General features: G+C 58.6%; 12 protein-coding genes and 3 tRNA genes. 2 read left to right on the top strand and 13 right to left on the bottom strand.

All coding sequences use genetic code 11. From position 1 onward, the window contains the following. Nucleotides 1–175: 175 nt before the first annotated feature. The 13 genes from ACFOTD_RS08740 to ACFOTD_RS08680 all read right to left on the bottom strand — a co-directional run bounded on the left by ACFOTD_RS08740 (nt 176) and on the right by ACFOTD_RS08680 (nt 12,797). Nucleotides 176–1,075, bottom strand: coding sequence for a glycoside hydrolase family 43 protein (locus tag ACFOTD_RS08740; protein WP_378117741.1), 900 nt, complete (start codon nt 1,073–1,075; stop codon nt 176–178). A gap of 36 nt (nt 1,076–1,111) precedes the next feature. Continuing rightward, nucleotides 1,112–2,047, bottom strand: coding sequence for a 5'-nucleotidase (locus ACFOTD_RS08735; protein ID WP_378117739.1), 936 nt, complete (start codon nt 2,045–2,047; stop codon nt 1,112–1,114). 142 nt (nt 2,048–2,189) lie between these two features. Next, on the bottom strand, nt 2,190–3,146 hold the full coding sequence (locus ACFOTD_RS08730; RefSeq protein ID WP_378117738.1) for a CapA family protein: 957 nt from the start codon (nt 3,144–3,146) through the stop codon (nt 2,190–2,192). A gap of 131 nt (nt 3,147–3,277) precedes the next feature. Next, the gene (locus ACFOTD_RS08725; protein ID WP_378117736.1) at nt 3,278–5,866 is read right to left on the bottom strand and encodes a metallophosphoesterase; all 2,589 of its coding nucleotides are present in this window, start codon (nt 5,864–5,866) and stop codon (nt 3,278–3,280) included. 3 nt (nt 5,867–5,869) lie between these two features. Continuing rightward, nucleotides 5,870–7,135: a class I SAM-dependent methyltransferase gene (locus tag ACFOTD_RS08720; RefSeq protein ID WP_378117734.1), complete on the bottom strand. Its 1,266-nt coding sequence runs from the start codon at nt 7,133–7,135 to the stop codon at nt 5,870–5,872. 44 nt (nt 7,136–7,179) lie between these two features. Continuing rightward, a complete protein-coding gene (locus tag ACFOTD_RS08715; protein ID WP_378117732.1) occupies nt 7,180–8,406 on the bottom strand; it encodes an RtcB family protein in 1,227 nt (408 codons plus the stop codon). A gap of 42 nt (nt 8,407–8,448) precedes the next feature. Then, complete coding sequence (locus tag ACFOTD_RS08710; protein ID WP_378117730.1) at nt 8,449–9,234, bottom strand: nucleotidyltransferase domain-containing protein; 786 nt, start codon at nt 9,232–9,234, stop codon at nt 8,449–8,451. Nucleotides 9,235–9,502: 268 nt separating this feature from the next. Continuing rightward, nucleotides 9,503–9,964, bottom strand: coding sequence for a DIP1984 family protein (locus tag ACFOTD_RS08705; protein WP_378117728.1), 462 nt, complete (start codon nt 9,962–9,964; stop codon nt 9,503–9,505). Nucleotides 9,965–9,982: 18 nt separating this feature from the next. Continuing rightward, nucleotides 9,983–11,482 (bottom strand): TROVE domain-containing protein, encoded by a 1,500-nt coding sequence (locus ACFOTD_RS08700; protein WP_378117726.1) that lies wholly within the window; start codon nt 11,480–11,482, stop codon nt 9,983–9,985. Between the two features lie 415 nt (nt 11,483–11,897). Beyond that, nucleotides 11,898–12,494 carry a ribonuclease H-like YkuK family protein gene (locus ACFOTD_RS08695; RefSeq protein WP_378117724.1) on the bottom strand — a complete coding sequence of 199 codons (597 nt, stop codon included), beginning with the start codon at nt 12,492–12,494 and terminating at the stop codon, nt 11,898–11,900. Nucleotides 12,495–12,546: 52 nt separating this feature from the next. Next, a tRNA-Glu gene (locus ACFOTD_RS08690) sits at nt 12,547–12,621 on the bottom strand. Between the two features lie 22 nt (nt 12,622–12,643). After that, nucleotides 12,644–12,717 (bottom strand) — tRNA-Gln (locus ACFOTD_RS08685). A 5-nt stretch (nt 12,718–12,722) separates the two neighbouring features. Beyond that, a tRNA-His gene (locus ACFOTD_RS08680) sits at nt 12,723–12,797 on the bottom strand. 802 nt (nt 12,798–13,599) lie between these two features. On the opposite strand from ACFOTD_RS08680, the gene ACFOTD_RS08675 reads away from it, so the two are divergent. After that, nucleotides 13,600–14,913 (top strand): helix-turn-helix transcriptional regulator, encoded by a 1,314-nt coding sequence (locus ACFOTD_RS08675; RefSeq protein ID WP_378117722.1) that lies wholly within the window; start codon nt 13,600–13,602, stop codon nt 14,911–14,913. Then, nucleotides 14,888–15,733: a WYL domain-containing protein gene (locus ACFOTD_RS08670; protein WP_378117720.1), complete on the top strand. Its 846-nt coding sequence runs from the start codon at nt 14,888–14,890 to the stop codon at nt 15,731–15,733. The genes ACFOTD_RS08675 and ACFOTD_RS08670 overlap by 26 nt, the downstream gene beginning before the upstream one ends. Nucleotides 15,734–15,748: the final 15 nt, after the last annotated feature.

Raw genomic sequence — 15,748 nt, 5'->3', positions numbered from 1 at the left:
AATAGATGAATTTAAGGTCAGCATTCCAATAACTTAACCCTACCACAACGACCGTAGAAAAGCAATCGGATCGCCGGCATCGATTCCCGTTCACGACCGACAAGACACCAGGCATCCTATCATGCAGGGGTGCCTGATGCCATCCGTCTTCGCCGGCTTCGTCAAGCTTGGCGTCTCAGCGCTCCCACGTATCGGTCATGACGACCGGTTCGATCCGGCCCTGGCCGATCCGCATGCGATCGATGCATAATCGGCGGTGCCCCGGCTCCGTGTCTCCGATCGCTCTGCGATGGTAGACGATCAACCATTCGTCCGTCTCCTGCAGGTGCAGATAGCCGTGGTGACCGGGGCCCTCCGCAATCGGCTCCTGTCTTTCCAGGATCGTGCCTCGATTCTCGAACGGGCCCAGCGGATTGTCGCTCACGCCGTACGCAACGCGATACGTCCCGTTGGTCCATCCGCCCATGGACCACATCAAATAATAAAGCCCGTCCTTTTTGATCATGCAGGGGCCTTCCACGTATCCGTCCGGCGTAATGGAGCGGAATACCTCATCCCCTTCGACCGTCAAGGAAACGAATCCGGTCATCTCCTCGTTCATCCGCGCGACGTTGCAGTGACCCCAACCGCCGTAGTACAGATAGACGGTTCCGTCGTCGTCCTTGAACAAGTGCGCATCGATCGGCTGCGCCCGGTGAAGGAACTTGTCCACCAAAGGCTTGCCGAGGTATCCCCGATAGGGCCCTTCCGGACGATCGGCCACGGCGATCTCCAAGCCGCCGATTTCCTCGTTCGTCTGGATATCGTTCGAGGCGAATACCAGGTAATAACGGCCCCCGTGCTCGATATGCGTCGGCGCCCAGACCGCTCTCCATATCCATGGAAAATCGGCCATATCTACAATGCCTTCGTGTTTGTCCCAGCGGACCAGGTCATCGGAGCTGAACGCGTCCAGATTCATCTGCATCGTATATTCCGTGAAGGAGCGCGTCGCAAAGATCCAGTGCTTCCCCTCATACGTCCTGGCCTCGGGATCCGCGTACCAGCCGGGTACGATCGGGTTGTTTATTTTCATCGGCGATACATTCCTTCCCGTTCTACATGGAAGCCGCTAAACGGACGCCGCTAAGTTGATCGCCCCGAACGGCACGTGCGCGGTCGGGTACAAGCCCGACACGCCCTCGATATGGCCCACCTGGTCGTCGATAAAAATGTGCGGCCGAAATACTTTGAGCACGCGCGCCTTCTCGATGCCGCCGAGGAAAAAGGCGTCGTCGACCCGAATGCCGGCGGCCCGCAGCGTCGTGACGACGCGCTCGTGAGCCGGCGCGTTCCGGGCGGTCACGATGGCGATCCGGACGCGCGGCGAGTAGTCGGGGTCCGCCTTCTTTTTCTCCCACTCCCGTCTCTGCAGGCGGCCGACCTCGCTGAAAAACCGGAAAAGCGGCCCCGGCGGGAGCGCCTCCCCCGCGTTCATTCGCTCGCTATCGTGGAAGCCCTGCATGCCCTGCGCCTGATAGATGCCCTCCGCCGAGTCGTCCGCGATGATGCCGTCGAAGTCGAAGGCGATGCGCAGCTCCTGCTCCCGGTCGTCGTCCACGAACCCGGTCGGGAACACCTGCGCCGCTGGCAGTCCAACCCGGATCGCCGACCGTACGTCGTCCGGATCCGCCGAGAGGAACAACGAAGCGTTGAACGCATCCATATAAGTAAAAGGATTGCGCCCGGCGACGAACGCCGCGCGCGTGATCGGCAGGCCGTAGCGCTGGATCGACTTGAACACGCGCAGCCCCGTATCCGGATCGTTGCGAGACAGCAGCACGACCTCGACCGGCTGGTCGTCCGCCGCCTCGCCGTTGATCATGAGCAGCCGCTTGATCAGCGGGAAGGCGACGCCCGGACGCAGCACCTCCTCCTCGTGGGCGTGCTGGTACTGCCGGTACTCCTCTTCTCCTTTTTCCTTAAATACCTTGTCCGAAGCCTCCAGATCGAACAGCGCGCTGGACGCGACCGCGACGACGAATTTTTCTTCAATGGGAAATGGCATAGGTACTGGTTCCTCCGTAAGTTTGAACGCGCGATCTCTTAATCGACGTATAGCCGGCTATAAAAAAACAAGTCTAATCCGAAGGCACGTATAATAACCCTTTTAGTTTAACAAACATGCGGGTTTGTCGAACAGAATCAATTCATCCGACGATGGATCGTCTTTGCTTTTGATGTGGCCCGTCCCTTCCGGCCGGCACAACCCGATACACCTGTTTAGGACCGATATTTTGTAAAATGCGGGTAGGCACGCTGGTCATTTTCCGCACATCGGTTACTCCCTTTGCATTTTTCGCAATGGTCAACTTTAGGATCTTGCCTCTTAATCTGGCCGTATGCTGCGGCAGCTCGGTGGAAACGAAGTTACCCAAGGAGGATGCCGCTATCCGATTGCGGAGACGCCCGTCCCTGTCCTTCACCTTATATATTTTTACCGGATGCAGTACATGGGGATGCGCGCCAAGCACCACATTCACGCCATTCCGAAATAATTGATGCATGAGGCGGACTTGTCCCCGATCGGGTCGCGAACGGAATTCTTTTCCGAAATGCAGGCATACGATGATAAAATCCGTCACTCGCTTTAGGCTGCGCACGTCCGCCGCTATTTTCTTGCGTACGATACGGTTGACCAGCCAGGGCTGCGGCACTTGAATACCGTTGGTTCTGTACGTATAAGCCAAGATGCCGATCTTGATTCCCTTTACATTAACGATAAGCTTCCCGCGGGATTCCCGGGCAGAACGGTACGTGCCCGTATGCCGCAGGCCGTATCGGTCGAGGACATCCAGCGTTCGATTCAATCCTGCCGAAGTCCCGTCCATGCAGTGATTGTTGGCCGTGCTCAACACATCGAAGCCGAGGCTGCGGAGCGTGGCCGCGAATGCGTCCGGCGAGCTGAACAACAGTCTTCCGGGCTTTCCTTTGAACCGGCTGCCGGAGAAGGTGGTCTCCAGATTGCCTATCGTCAGGTCCGCTTTCCGAAGATACGGCTTCACGCGGGAAAAAACAGGCGAGAATCCGCCTTCTCGCGCGGCCGAAGCGATCATTTTCTTCTTCATCAACAAATCCCCGACCGCAGCCAACGTGATTGTTGTCATCGCCCGCTTTCCTCCTTCTTATTTTAACGGATCAATCATGTTATGTGAAAAGTCGGGGCCTGTGTGCGCCAGACGTACGCAAAAGAAATCCGGCGCCTGATGGGCCGGATTTCTCTCTTCTGCATGCGCGGTTATAGCCTTGGATCGATCTCCTTCTCCTTCGCCACCTCGAACAGCAGATTGGCGGCGATCTGATTGAACGGCTCGTTGTCCCGCTCGATATCCGACAGCTTAATCGCAAGCATCTGCTTGCCCAGCCGATGTTCGTTGAGCGAGGTCCGCAGCTTGGGCGCAATGTTCTTCTGCTTGATCAGCTTGCCGTACTTATGCGGGAACTTGTAGTCGTAGCCGTAGATAATGGACAGATAGCCGGCGTTGCGCACCTTCATATACGGAACCGTGCCGGGATGCTCAAGCTCCGGCTTGATGACGATGCCTTCCATGCCGTTCTCTACCGTGAGCTTTGAGAAAAACGCTTCGGCGACCGCATAGGCGTCCGGACTCTCGAGATTCAGCGCTACATATTCGTCCTCCGACACGAAGCGGTAGTTCTCCGAGGTTTTGCCGTCCGGCAGCCGCTCGTCGCCGTTCTCGTCGATCTCCTTGAGCAGCGCAAAAGGCTTGTAGACGATCTCGGCATCTCCCGCATACAGCTCGAGCTGGCGCCTATACACTTCAAAGGCTTCTTCATGCTGCTGCAGCGGCACGCGCGCGTCCCTGATGCCGCGGACGAACTTGTACGTCTGATACTGATGCGAGCCGTATTTGTCGTTCAGCGCTTCCTTGGTCGCGTGATGCTGATCCTGCTCGAATCCGCTGTCCTCCCAAGTCTTCACCAGCCCGCCAAGCGCTTCATCGAACCCGTGCCGCTTCAAGAAATCCAGCTCTGTCTCAAGCGCCTTCCCGATGGGCCGGAACTGCCGCTCGATCAGCCCTTCGCCCATCGCCCTCCACGGGAGAAGCTCTCCGTCGAGCACCAATACGGCGATGTCCCGTTCCGACATATAAGCGCCGAACTTCCGTAGCAATCGCTCGTAAATCGGCTGCATGTCCACGGCTTTGACTTGATAGCCGTTGCGGCTGACCGCCCGGCACTGCTCGAGGTCCCGGTGCAGATACACGTTGCACCTGGAGCCCATGTACTTGGGCTGCAGCACGACCTCGCCTACGCCGCGCTCCGCGAAATATGCGAGCCCCTTGCGCAACGATTCGAGCTCTCCCGCTTCCAGGTCCTTGTCCGCCGGCGACATCGTTCCCGAGATAAAATTGATCCGATGGCGGGCGCAATAACGAAGCCTGCGGACGGACTCGGCATCCAGTTCCAGCAGCTTGACCTTCTTCTCTTCCCGGAAAAGCGTCGGCAGCTCTTCATGGAAGGATGCGGTACGCGACTTTCTGTTTTTGAAAAAGAGCTTGTAAGCCATCCGAACGCCCGTCAGCAGGTTGCCGTGCGCGCAGCCCGTATCGAGATGAATCTTGTTCTTAATCCGGAAAGCCTGCTTCGCCGCGACATGTCCGAACAGATGGTAAGGGTGATTGCCCGTCGCTTCTTCTCGCAGGAAGTTAAGCTGTTCTTCCGCAGGAAGCGCGCGGTCGAGCCTGAAGGTTCGCTGACGGCGCAGCGATTCCGCGTCGAGCTTGCCGATGTGCACGCTGCGGCAAGGCGCATGCGTGATATAAAAGGAGGATCTGCCCTCGCCGCCGACATAGCGGTAGAAGGGGCGGGAAGATTCCACGAGCGCTGCGAACTTTCGGAACAACGCCTCGTCGGCCTGCAAAGCCGGGATGGAGTCGAAGTATGCGTCCGTCAACTGCGCGTTCGCGCCTTTAATCTCTCCCTTTATATACTTAAGAACGAAGTTCTCATGGTTGCCGACCACGAACAAGAAATATTCCCGGTTGCCGTACAAAAACTCGACGATCTCCCGCGTATGCTTGCCCTTGTCGATCCAGTCGCCGACCAGAATCACCTTCGCGCCCCGCACCCTATCCGTCGGCGCCATGCGGCCTTCCTCGATCCGATAGCCGAATTCCAGCAGAAGTCCCTGCAAATCCTCGGCGCACTCATGGACGTCTCCGATCACGATATATTCCGCATCCCTGGGCAGCACCGACGCCGCGTACTCATTCCAGTTTTCCACCGCGATCCGGTATTCCGGGTTGGCCCGCCGCTCCTCCGGGAAATAGAAATCCTTGGCCCGCACCTTGTGAATCCTGTCATAGCCCTCGCGCGACAGCACGGGAAGCACGTCCTTGCGAAGCCGGTTCAAATGCGCGGTGATCAGCTTCTTGGACCGCTCGGAAGCATAGTAGTCGTCGCGTCTGCGATAATCGAACAGCACAACTTCGAGATTGTAGTGGTTATCGCGGGCGACCTCCCGCACCTTCGCACGGAAATCTTCGGCCAGGCCGATCGTATCGACGATGACGAACTCGGCGTTGATCGGAAACGAAGTGACCAGCTTCAACCGCTCGAAAAGCAGCTGAAACGCATGCGAGCTGGACTCCAGCATCAGCTGCTCGTATTTGTCGTAGGCGTAACCGAGCAATTCCTGGCGGATGCCGTCCGAGGACAAATACTGCACGTTGGCGCGCAAGCCCCGCTCTTCATCCGACAGTTGAAGCTGCGGCATCAGCACTTCCTTTGCAAACGTCGTCTTCCCGCATTCCGTCGCTCCTACAAGCATAAAAACGGTATGCACGCGCGTCGCGATCTCCATGCGTTATCCCTCCCCTCTGCGGACGATGACGCCCTGCGTCGTATGAATGCCTTCCACCCGATCTCCGATTTCCACGAACTCGCAAGCAAGCGGCAGCTCTCTTACCGTATCCGCGAACCATTGCCGGAACGCCGTCTGGCCAAGCTCCCACTTATGGTCGTCATGCCGGAACCCTTCCAGCTCGTAATAGCGGTTAAAGTCCGCGTTGGGCGTCGTCACGATCAACCGGTCAAAATCGACCTTGCCGCCGATCTGCCGGATGAGCGCCGCCGCTTCCTCCAGGCTCATATGCTCGACGACCTCCGTGAGGATCACGTCGACCTGCTCGCCGTTGTACGTTTCGAGGAAGCGTTCAAGGGAAGAGTACGTCGCGATATTATCGATCTCCTTGGCGGCCGCTTTTCTGGCGACGGTATCCAGCAGCTCTTCGTCGATGTCCACCGCGTAATAAGCGCTCTCGAGCTTGCTCGCAAAAGGAATCGCATAGAAGCCCTCGCCGCAGCCGATGTCGAGAATCGGTTTATCGAAAGGCAGCGCGCCCGCGATGAAGCTGCGCCGCTGCATGGCCGTACCGCCGAATTCCAGCTCTATCGCGTACCTTTCCGTCCGCTCTACTGCCGTCTTGTATTTCTTGAACCGCTCGCGCGAATGAAGGAAGTTTCTCGCAAACAAGCTTCGAATGAAAAACGGCGCATCGATGACGTTCAGGCTGGGAACGTATTTGTCCAGTACGGCGTCCGATATATCGATCTGCTCGTCTCCGAACATCGACAGGAACAGGCACAGCACGCTTGCGACATGCAGCAAGCCATACAGGCTTTTTTGCGTGCCGATCGTCAGCGTATAGCTTTTGTGCGCCCGGTGCTCCAGCGTGAAGGTATAATCGGTCAGGTGCTTTTCAAAAAATTGAATATAGCGAAGCCGATCGACGTGGATCATGTTGATGAAAAAAACGTGCTCGCTGCCTTCTGCGTCGCGTTCGTCCTGCTTTTTGAACGGCGCTGCGAAAAACTCGTTGATCGCGTTCAGCGGAAACAGCGGCGTGTTGTACCTGGACACATTCAAGTATTCAAAGCTCTCGTCTTCCTGCTTTTTATAGGAGATATCGTTGTCGGCATCCTTGAAATAAACGTTGTACGTCGCATCGTCCGAATACCAGCCGTAGGTCATGCCTTGGCGCACTTGCCGGAGCTGCATGCCGGCGGACGGATTTTTTCGGATGAGAAACGTAAACTGCGGATTGCTCGACTTGAGTTGAACAATGGCCAATGGAAGTCATCCTCTCTGTGGGACGCGAAAAAGCGAGACGTCGGCTAATCCTTGTAAGGATCGAATTCGTCGGCGCCGGCCATGCACACCCCGATCGGCTTCAGCACATGCATGACGTCAATTGTCTCGGCATGGGCATCCAGCACCTCCTGCAGCCGGCGATAAACGAACGGACTCTCGTCCGTCCCAGCGCCCCGCAGCACGACGCCGAATTCGCGGACCGCCCGCTTCATTTGCTCCGTCGTGATTTGTCCGCCCGAACGGGTGCGGGTCTTCCAGTTCATCTTGCCTGCCGCTTGCGTACGGCTCATAACGCGGCCAGCGCCATGGACCGTGCTGTAGTAGGAGTCGCGATTTTCCGCCGTGTCCTTGCCGCGGACGATGACCGAGATATCGCCCATGCTGCCGCCGATAAATCCAAGCTGTCCCGGCGCCGAAGGCGTCGCGCCTTTGCGCACGACGATCGTATCCTTGCCGCCGTGCGTCTCGCGCCACGCGTAGTTATGGTGGTTGTGGACCTCGAAGTCCGCCTCCGCGCCTACGATCGACAGCACCTGCCGGATCACGTAGTCGCGCCCGGCATACGCGTACCGGCCGGCCAGCTTCATTGCCCTGTAGTACAAGTCGCCGAGCTCGCTATCGAGATCGAACAATACGGGCGGCTGATCCATCTTTTCACCTGGTGCGTTGCCCAGAAACTCGCGACCTGCCGCAAGGTTCAGGAAGCCGCTGGCCGTCCTGTGGCCGAAGCCCCGGCTGCCGAAGTGATTGCCGATCCATAGGCGGCCCGTGGCGGGTTCGACGAACAAGTCGACGTAGTGATTGCCGCTGCCGACCGTTCCGAGCTGGTCGCGCGCGAGCTTCTTCAGCTTGTCGTGCTCCTGCCGCCCGATCGCCGAATATGCGCTCCAATCGGGATCGTCGAACAGATCGTGATCGACCGGCTCGCTGTTGCTGCGGCCGATGCCGAAGGACACCTTGCGCGCGATTTGATCCATGATGCCGGTCAGATGAGGCAGCACGTCGCTCGCCATCAGGTTCGTACGCACGGCTTTGTTGCCGCAGCCGATATCGTACCCCACGCCGGAGGGCGAGATCTGGCCGTCATAGGCGACCACACCGCCGATCGGCTGGCTGTAGCCTTTGTGGTGGTCGGCCATCAGCAGCGCCTGAACGACGTTGCCGTGCACCGCGCAGGTTTTGGCTTGCGACAGCGCGCTCTCGTCGGGCTTCCCCCAGACGCGCACGCCGTCTATCGTTTGATAAGTCATGATGTATCTTTACGCTCCTTTATTCGCAATAACCTGTAACCGCTAGGCGCCCCATACCTCTCGCAGCGCCGACCGGAACAGCGCGTCCAGCCGGTCGTCCAGGCGCTCGGCCCTCGTTGACTGCAAAGCGGCGCTTCGCTCCAAATGATCCAGCCGTTCCTCCAAATAATCGCCCACGACGGCGAGCCGCGGCTCGTAGTCGAGCTCCTCGCCCGCCATCTTTCGCACCAACAGCTGCTTTACCGTGTCCCATAGTTCGCCACCCCGCGGGAGAAGCCGGTTCACCAGGACGTCGAACGCCATCGGCGGCATGTCGCCGTACCGCTCGATCCATTCGCAGGCCAGCACGGGGCGCAGCACGTAGAAGTACTTTTTGATCTTGACCCGGTCGCCCTGCAGATACGTCCGGTAGTTGCCCCGGGCCATGTTCAGGTAATGGTACATACAGGACTTGGGCGAAAAGGTGAGCGGGGAGATCGCGCGCAGCTGCTCCGCCACGGTGTAGCGCTCGGCGTACTGAATCGGCGATTGCAGCCATTCGAGCAGCGGCGGGTTGGACTTGCGGTACAGGTTCAGCGCCTTGCGCAGATCCCAGCCGCTGATGTCCAATCGATCGCTGATCGGCCGCTCAATAACGTCTCTTTTATCGTAGATCGACAGGTACCAATCGGGCTCGCGCACGTAAACGAACCGCACGTCGTAGTCGCTGTCCTGCGACGGGAAGCCCCACGCCCGGCTGCCCGATTCGCACGCGTACAGGATGCGGACGTTCTCTTCGCGCTCCAGCCGCTCCAACTGATCGCCTATCGTTTTTCTGATCGTTTCCATTTGCCAGTCACCTCTATGAAAAACGGCAAACTCCGCCGCTGCGAAGCCTGCCGCTTGTTGTCGTGCATCGCTGCGATTTCCCCATTCCCGCCCTCGCCCGAATCCTGCCGATCTGCACGCGGTGGTCACAATGATTGGTACACGTTACGCTCGTCACATTGCTGGGCTCATGATTGATAGGTTGGACATGGCCCCCGTGTCCGAGCGGCTCCAACTTTCCCTGTTGGCGGGTTGTGCACGCCTCGGCCGATCCAGACTACCTTCGCAGCTACGTCTCGATCAGATTCGTCGTCCAGTTCATCTCCTGAATGCGAAAATCCATCTCTCGATAGGCTTTGGACAGCGCGTCCACTCGGATCTGAAGCTGCACGACGTCTACCGTCCGCTCGAACCTGACCTCCGAACGGCTGAACCGGTCCTGCTTGATCGACGCCTGCTCGAGCAGATCCGCCAGCAGCTTGCGATGCTGCATGAGCCGGTCCCGCTCCGCCAGCGCATCCGAGATGCTCAGCTCCGCGTTAAACGGCGTCGCCGCATTCGTCTTGTTGATCCGACGCACCCAGGCCGTCTGCTCGCCTAGCGTCTGCTCCAGCTCCGCCATCAGCAAGACCGGATCCTCGGCCGGCGCTTCTCCCTCCTGTACCTTCACGACCCGCTCCAGCCGCTGCCGCAGCTGCGCGATTTTTTTCTGGCTATCCGCCCTGCGGACCAGCGCTTCCGCCAGCTTCATCTTCATGCACCTCTTCTTTTAGTTATCGATATCGATCGCTTCGATCCGTTCGACCATGGAAGCGTAACCCTTGGCCGACTGCGCGATGTAGCTCAGCACCGTGTCGCTCCAGCCGTATATATAGAACGTATCCGGGTCTTGCTGCGGCACCATCGCGCCGCGGTATGGCGACACGTCGACGATAAACGCCTTGACGCCCGGGTTCACCTTCTCCCTGTACTGCTTTAGCGCCTTATAAAATGGACTGCCCGTATTTTGCTGTTCGTCCGTGATGATGACGATCTGCTCGACCTTGCGGCGCTCCTGCCGCAGCTTGCGCACCGGCGCGCCGGTATCCGTGCCGCCCGCCGCACGAATGCCCCCTGCCTGCGAGAGGATACTGTCTTTGCGGGAAGGCATCGCATCCTTTGCGACGGTATTGAATAGCCAGAACAGGGAGTCGCCCGCCGTCTTCTTGTACAGCGCCAGTGCGAACACCGAACCGGCCTGCAGATACTCGCCGTTCATCGAACCCGAGATATCGAGAAAGATTGCAGTGCGCCCCTCCAAGTCCGGCAAATGGCTGAACGTATATTCAACCGCGTCCCGGAGTGCGTCGCGCAGCAGCGGATGCTTCACCTGCCCGAACGCTTTGGCAAACCGGAATGGCAGGATCCTCGCCTTCGCCAGCGCGCGCTGATCGGTCAGTCGATCCGTCACGACTCGCACCGTGTTCCAATCCTCTAGCACCCCGGCCCGCTCGAGCGCGTTCAGGTGACGCAGCAGTGCGAACGTCGGCATCTGGGCGATCAGCGCTTCCCAGATCGCCTTGGTCGGCTTGACCGCACCGGTGACGACCTCGTGCGGCAGCTTACCCGTTTCGATCCAGTACAGCCGCTCGGCCTCGGTCGTCGCCTGCTTCAGCTGCTCCAGGGCATAGACCTGCGGCAGCAGCGACAGGTTCGCTTCCTGGCCTCGCAGATACCGATAAAGCGCCTGCTGCTTCAGGTCCGCCGGCTTCGGGTGCGCCGTCGCGATCGCGTCGCCAAGGCTGTAGCCTCGTCCCCGGCCGTTATACTTGATCGCCCAATATTCGGACACCTTAGCCAGGAAACGGTTCACCTGCCGCTTCACGGCCCGGCCGCCCTCGCCCCGGCCCATTCCCTGGAGGATCGTCAGGAAGTCGGACAGGTCGGACGGAATCTGCACGACCTTGAGGAAGATCTTCGCGAACAGGTCGGGACGGTAGACCGACAGGATCGCGAGGCCGTACAGCGGCTGAAGCCGCATGTAGCCTTCGCCCCGCGCATAGACGAGCGCTTTGGCCATGAACTGCGGATCGCGCTGCGCCATCTCGCGGTGAATCGCTTCGGCTTCGATCAGCAGCGACTGACCGTCCGCGTAAAACGTGTTGCCCATCGTATTGGTGACCAGCGTCTGCACGTACCGCTCCTCGGCGGAGCGTTCGTAGGCCGGATAGCCATCCTGGTTCAATGTCGTCGGCCGGACGGCCGAGAACAGCTTTTTAGCGAAACTCATCGGATAAAACCTCCTTAAAGAGAGCGGAGCGAGGAAACTGGCCGAGAAGGTTCACGGAAGGCCTGCGAAAGGCCTCGTCCGTCCCTTATACTTATCGAAGTATCCCTCTCGTTCGCCTCGCTCCGTCTGTGATGCCGCATCGTTGAGGAAAAAGGTCGGAAAGGCATGCTGCTCTACCATCTGAGCTATCCCGCCGGAGCGAGAGTTGGATTCGAACCAACGACAGGCCGATTAGAAGTCGAAGTAACCCTTCCATGCGCCTCAACGAACGAACGTCGAAAACTTAGCACTCATTTTGCATTTTGTATTTACACCTTGCGGCGTTGTGCCCCGCCTTTTCGGCGTCGGCTGCTTGCTCTTATCATCGCGCAGTTCCGCTGCCGCGAACATGGCGCAAGTATGACGACTTGTAAATTTATCCGAAATTCGATGCCGTTTTCGAGGCCGAAGCGCCTCTGTACGGGGTTTTGGTATAGCGATTGGAAACGGACGAAGCCGCGATCGCCTCCGGTTTCACTCTGGCCGACAGCCCCATCGCTTCGATTCTTCCGACCAGCTCCGCGACCATCGCCGACGTCCGGTTGCGCTTCGCGTCGGTGCCTGCGTCGATATCGACGAACATCGCAAGACTCGCGCCATGATAGGCGTACGGCAGGAGGATATCCTCCAGTGCAGCGCGTTTCCCGGTATCGAAGTAGGCTGCGATCTCCTGGCTATAGGTCGTTTCGAGGCTCAGCTTTTCCCGCAGCGAACGCAGCTCCCGCGGGACGATCACCTGGCGGTAGCAGAACCAGGCGCCCCTGCCCGGACGGACAATGACGACAGACGTTACGAACTTCGTATGTCCGGCGTGCACCTGCGCGTCCGTCCCGACGACAAGCTGGTACGCAGCGCGCGGATCGCGCGCCATGAAGCTGCGGATGCGGTCGAAGACATCGTTCAAGGACAGATTCTGTTCGGAGAGGTTGCGGAAGACTTGCTCGTGAAGCATGGGGTATACCTGTCTTTTCATATGTGTCACCTGTAGCGCAAGGCGGCTTCTTCCTTTCTTGTTTGTCTGATGAAGGCGTGGACGGGGCTCGAACCCGCAGATCCGGACGTGAAAGGCCCGTGTGTTCATCCAGTTTCACCACCACGCCATGGCGGTTCCGTAAAATCGATTGGCTGCCCGGGCAGGATTCGAACCTGCGGTGGATGAGTCAAAGTCATCTGCCTTGCCGCTTGGCTACCGGGCATCGTATGGGGAGACCAACCGGAATCGAACCGGTACTGGCGGATTCACAGTCCGCTGCGTTCGCCTTTTCGCCATGATCTCCATAATAGAAAGCGATCCATGCTTGCCGCGGTTCCCGCCCTGCCTTATGGCAGAGGCGAGCCGCAGCCTCCTTTCTTTGTTTTTAATAGCGCTTGACGCGTTATGTACTTTGCAGGGGCCATCCAGGTATGAAAAAAAGACCCCTGTCGCCCTCGGATCTTCCTCTAAGGCTGAATTTAGCCATAGAAAAAGACCGCTCGGCTACAAGCAGTCTTTACGGGTACGCATATGTATGCCGTCGCCGGAGGCGTCAGGCTGTAGAAAACAACCGACGAACCGAAGCGGGTTTGCGCCTGTAAAGAATGCCTTTATGAGATTGGAAATACAGATCATGCGGATTTAAGAAGCTTATCTCTCGCTGGCCGCCTTTAATCTGAGACATTGGGCTGCAATGATTCGGACGTTCATAGATAAAATTCGTGTCGTGCATGTTCCGCACTCCTTTCTCCAATTCAGTATGTTGCTGGTAATCCTAGCATCGGACGATTCACGCTGTCAACCATAAACTGCATGAATGATATCATGGAGGAAATGGGTTGGAAAGGTTAGTCACTCCGAATCCCTTTGGATTGGAGCGGTTAGGTATCGGGCCTAACCAAAACGTTTGGACGAAGTAACCCTTCCGTGCGCCTCCATGATGCCGTGGCCCCGATTGCCTTGCGGCCCTCGGCTTCACAACCTGATTTTCGCAGCAATCGCATCGATCGAACAGGGCGAAAGTATGGCAACGCTCAAAAAGTTTCCATATTCTCCTGCCTTTTCTCTTGATACAATGGAGCAAAGATCGGCAGGAGGTGCGCGCATGGCGCGGGAAAGCTTCGACAAAGAGGTTCAGTTTCTTCGCATGCTCGCGCTTGCGGGCGGCGCTTACAGCAGGCAGCAATTCGCCGACCGGCTCGGCATCTCCGTGCATACGTACGACAAGACGCTGCGCTACATCAAGGACATGCGGACGATGCTGTCCTCGGATGCGGCCGGCGATCTCGCCGAAGGTCTGCGCTACAACCATTACGAATCCGCGGACCCGCTGCTGCTGTTTCTCTTCAGGTCCAAGTCGCTGAAGGATTCGGAAAGCGTCCGGCTCGCGGTACTGATCGGCTTGATGCAGGGCGAAGCGCTGACCGCCAAGGAATTGCTGGACGCCTGCAGCGACAGCATGCCGGCCGACTATGCTTGCCCCGACGAGAAAACCGTGCGCGGGGACCTCAAATATCTGGAAGAAGTCGGCGTCATCCGCCGCATGGACGGCGGACGACCGTACAGGTACAGGGCCGACATCGATCTGATCGATCGGCTGGCGGACGAGGAGCTGCTCGACCTTTACGACTATGTCGACGTGATGGCGAACACGCAGGTGCCCGCCGTCCAGGGCTATCTGCTGAGAGATACGCTGAAGAAGGCGCTGACGAGACGCGGCTATGGCCCCGAGACGTTCGATGTGCATCTGTACAAATATCACTACCATACGCGTATCCTCGACGAGGCGCATCTGTATACGGTATTCGAGGCGATCCGGGAGCATCGTCAGCTGACCTTTCTCTACCTGTCGCCCAAGAAGGGCAAAAACTATGCCTCCAAAAACACCAACCCGCTGTTTGAGCGCGAGACGGAGGGTCGCGTAGAGACGACGCTCCCGCTGCGCGTGGTTTACGACCACCAATACGGCCGCTGGTATCTGATCGGACACAGCCCCCGGCTGGGCACGATGAAGTATCGCATGGAAGGCGTCACCCAGATCGAGATGGGCGAGGCCGTAGATACGGCAACCTTCGACAATCGGCTCGAAGCCGTCGAGCAGGAGCTCGAGCACAGCTGGGTCACGGACTCCCACCGGCGCATGAAGATCCGGGTAAGGTTCTACAATCCGGGGCGTCCCGGCGCGAACTTCGTACGCGAACGCGTCGAAGCCCAAGGCCAATGGGGCGTCGTGACGGACGAGTCGGACACGACCTTCCTTTATGAAATCGAGGTCAACGGCATTTACGAAATCAAGCCTTGGCTGCGAAGCTTCGGCTCGAGCTGCGAGGTTCTGGAGCCCGCATGGCTGCGCCGTGAGCTGATTGCCGAATGGAAGGAGATCCAAGCCTACTATGAACCCGTTCGAGAAGATCTTTAATTATCAGATTCTGTCGCGGCTGGACGAAGCGGATTCGATCGCCCTTACGGCTCACGAGCGTTCATGGCTCAAGACGATGCTCGAGCATCCCGCGTCGGCCGACGCGTTCGCGGAAGGAACGCTGTCCGGGCTCCGCGATCTGCTGCGAGACGAGGCCTCCATCGACAGCCGCCAATATATTATCCAAAAAGCCAAAAGCCGGGAAAGACAAATCTACCACGCCCTGCTCCGTCCGCTGCGCCGCATGATTCAGGAGGGCAGCGGCATCAGGCTCACGACAAGGCTCAAGCATGGCGGTGTCCAGGCGAATCAGAACGGACTCCCCGTCAAGCTGGAATACAATATGGTCAAGCGAGAGTGGTACTTGCTCTGGTACAACGTGCGCGGCCTCATGTCGAGCAAGCTGCAGCATATCGTCTCCGCGAAGCCCGTGCCGCTTCCGCCGGAGCGCGTCCAAGCGCTGCGAAGCCGGGCCTTCGCGCTCCTCGAGGAGCGCCGGACCTACGCCGTGATCGAGATCGTCCGCGAATACAACGCGGAGCTCTCCCGGATCCTCTACGCCTTCTCCTGCTTCGACAAGACCGTCAGCTACGAAGAAGACCTGGACTTGTACCGCATCCGAGTCTCCTGCCTCGCCGACGAGAGCGAGTTCCTGCTGTCCAAGATTAGATTCCTCGGGCGTCGGGTGCGAATCGTCGAAGGCGAGCAGCTGCGTCGGCGCATGCGGGAGTCGGCGGCTTGGACGCTGGCCAGATACGAGGGAACGACCGATTCGCAGCAAGCCCCGCAGCCCCCCAAAGATGCCGGCTCCGCGTCCTGACCCGGCCGAATCAGT

It is taken from the genome of Cohnella sp. GCM10012308 (assembly GCF_042649185.1).
Classification (GTDB): domain Bacteria; phylum Bacillota; class Bacilli; order Paenibacillales; family Paenibacillaceae; genus Cohnella.
The sequence above is the reverse complement of the archived record's forward strand: the minus strand, read 5'-3'. Positions and strand labels throughout refer to the sequence as shown.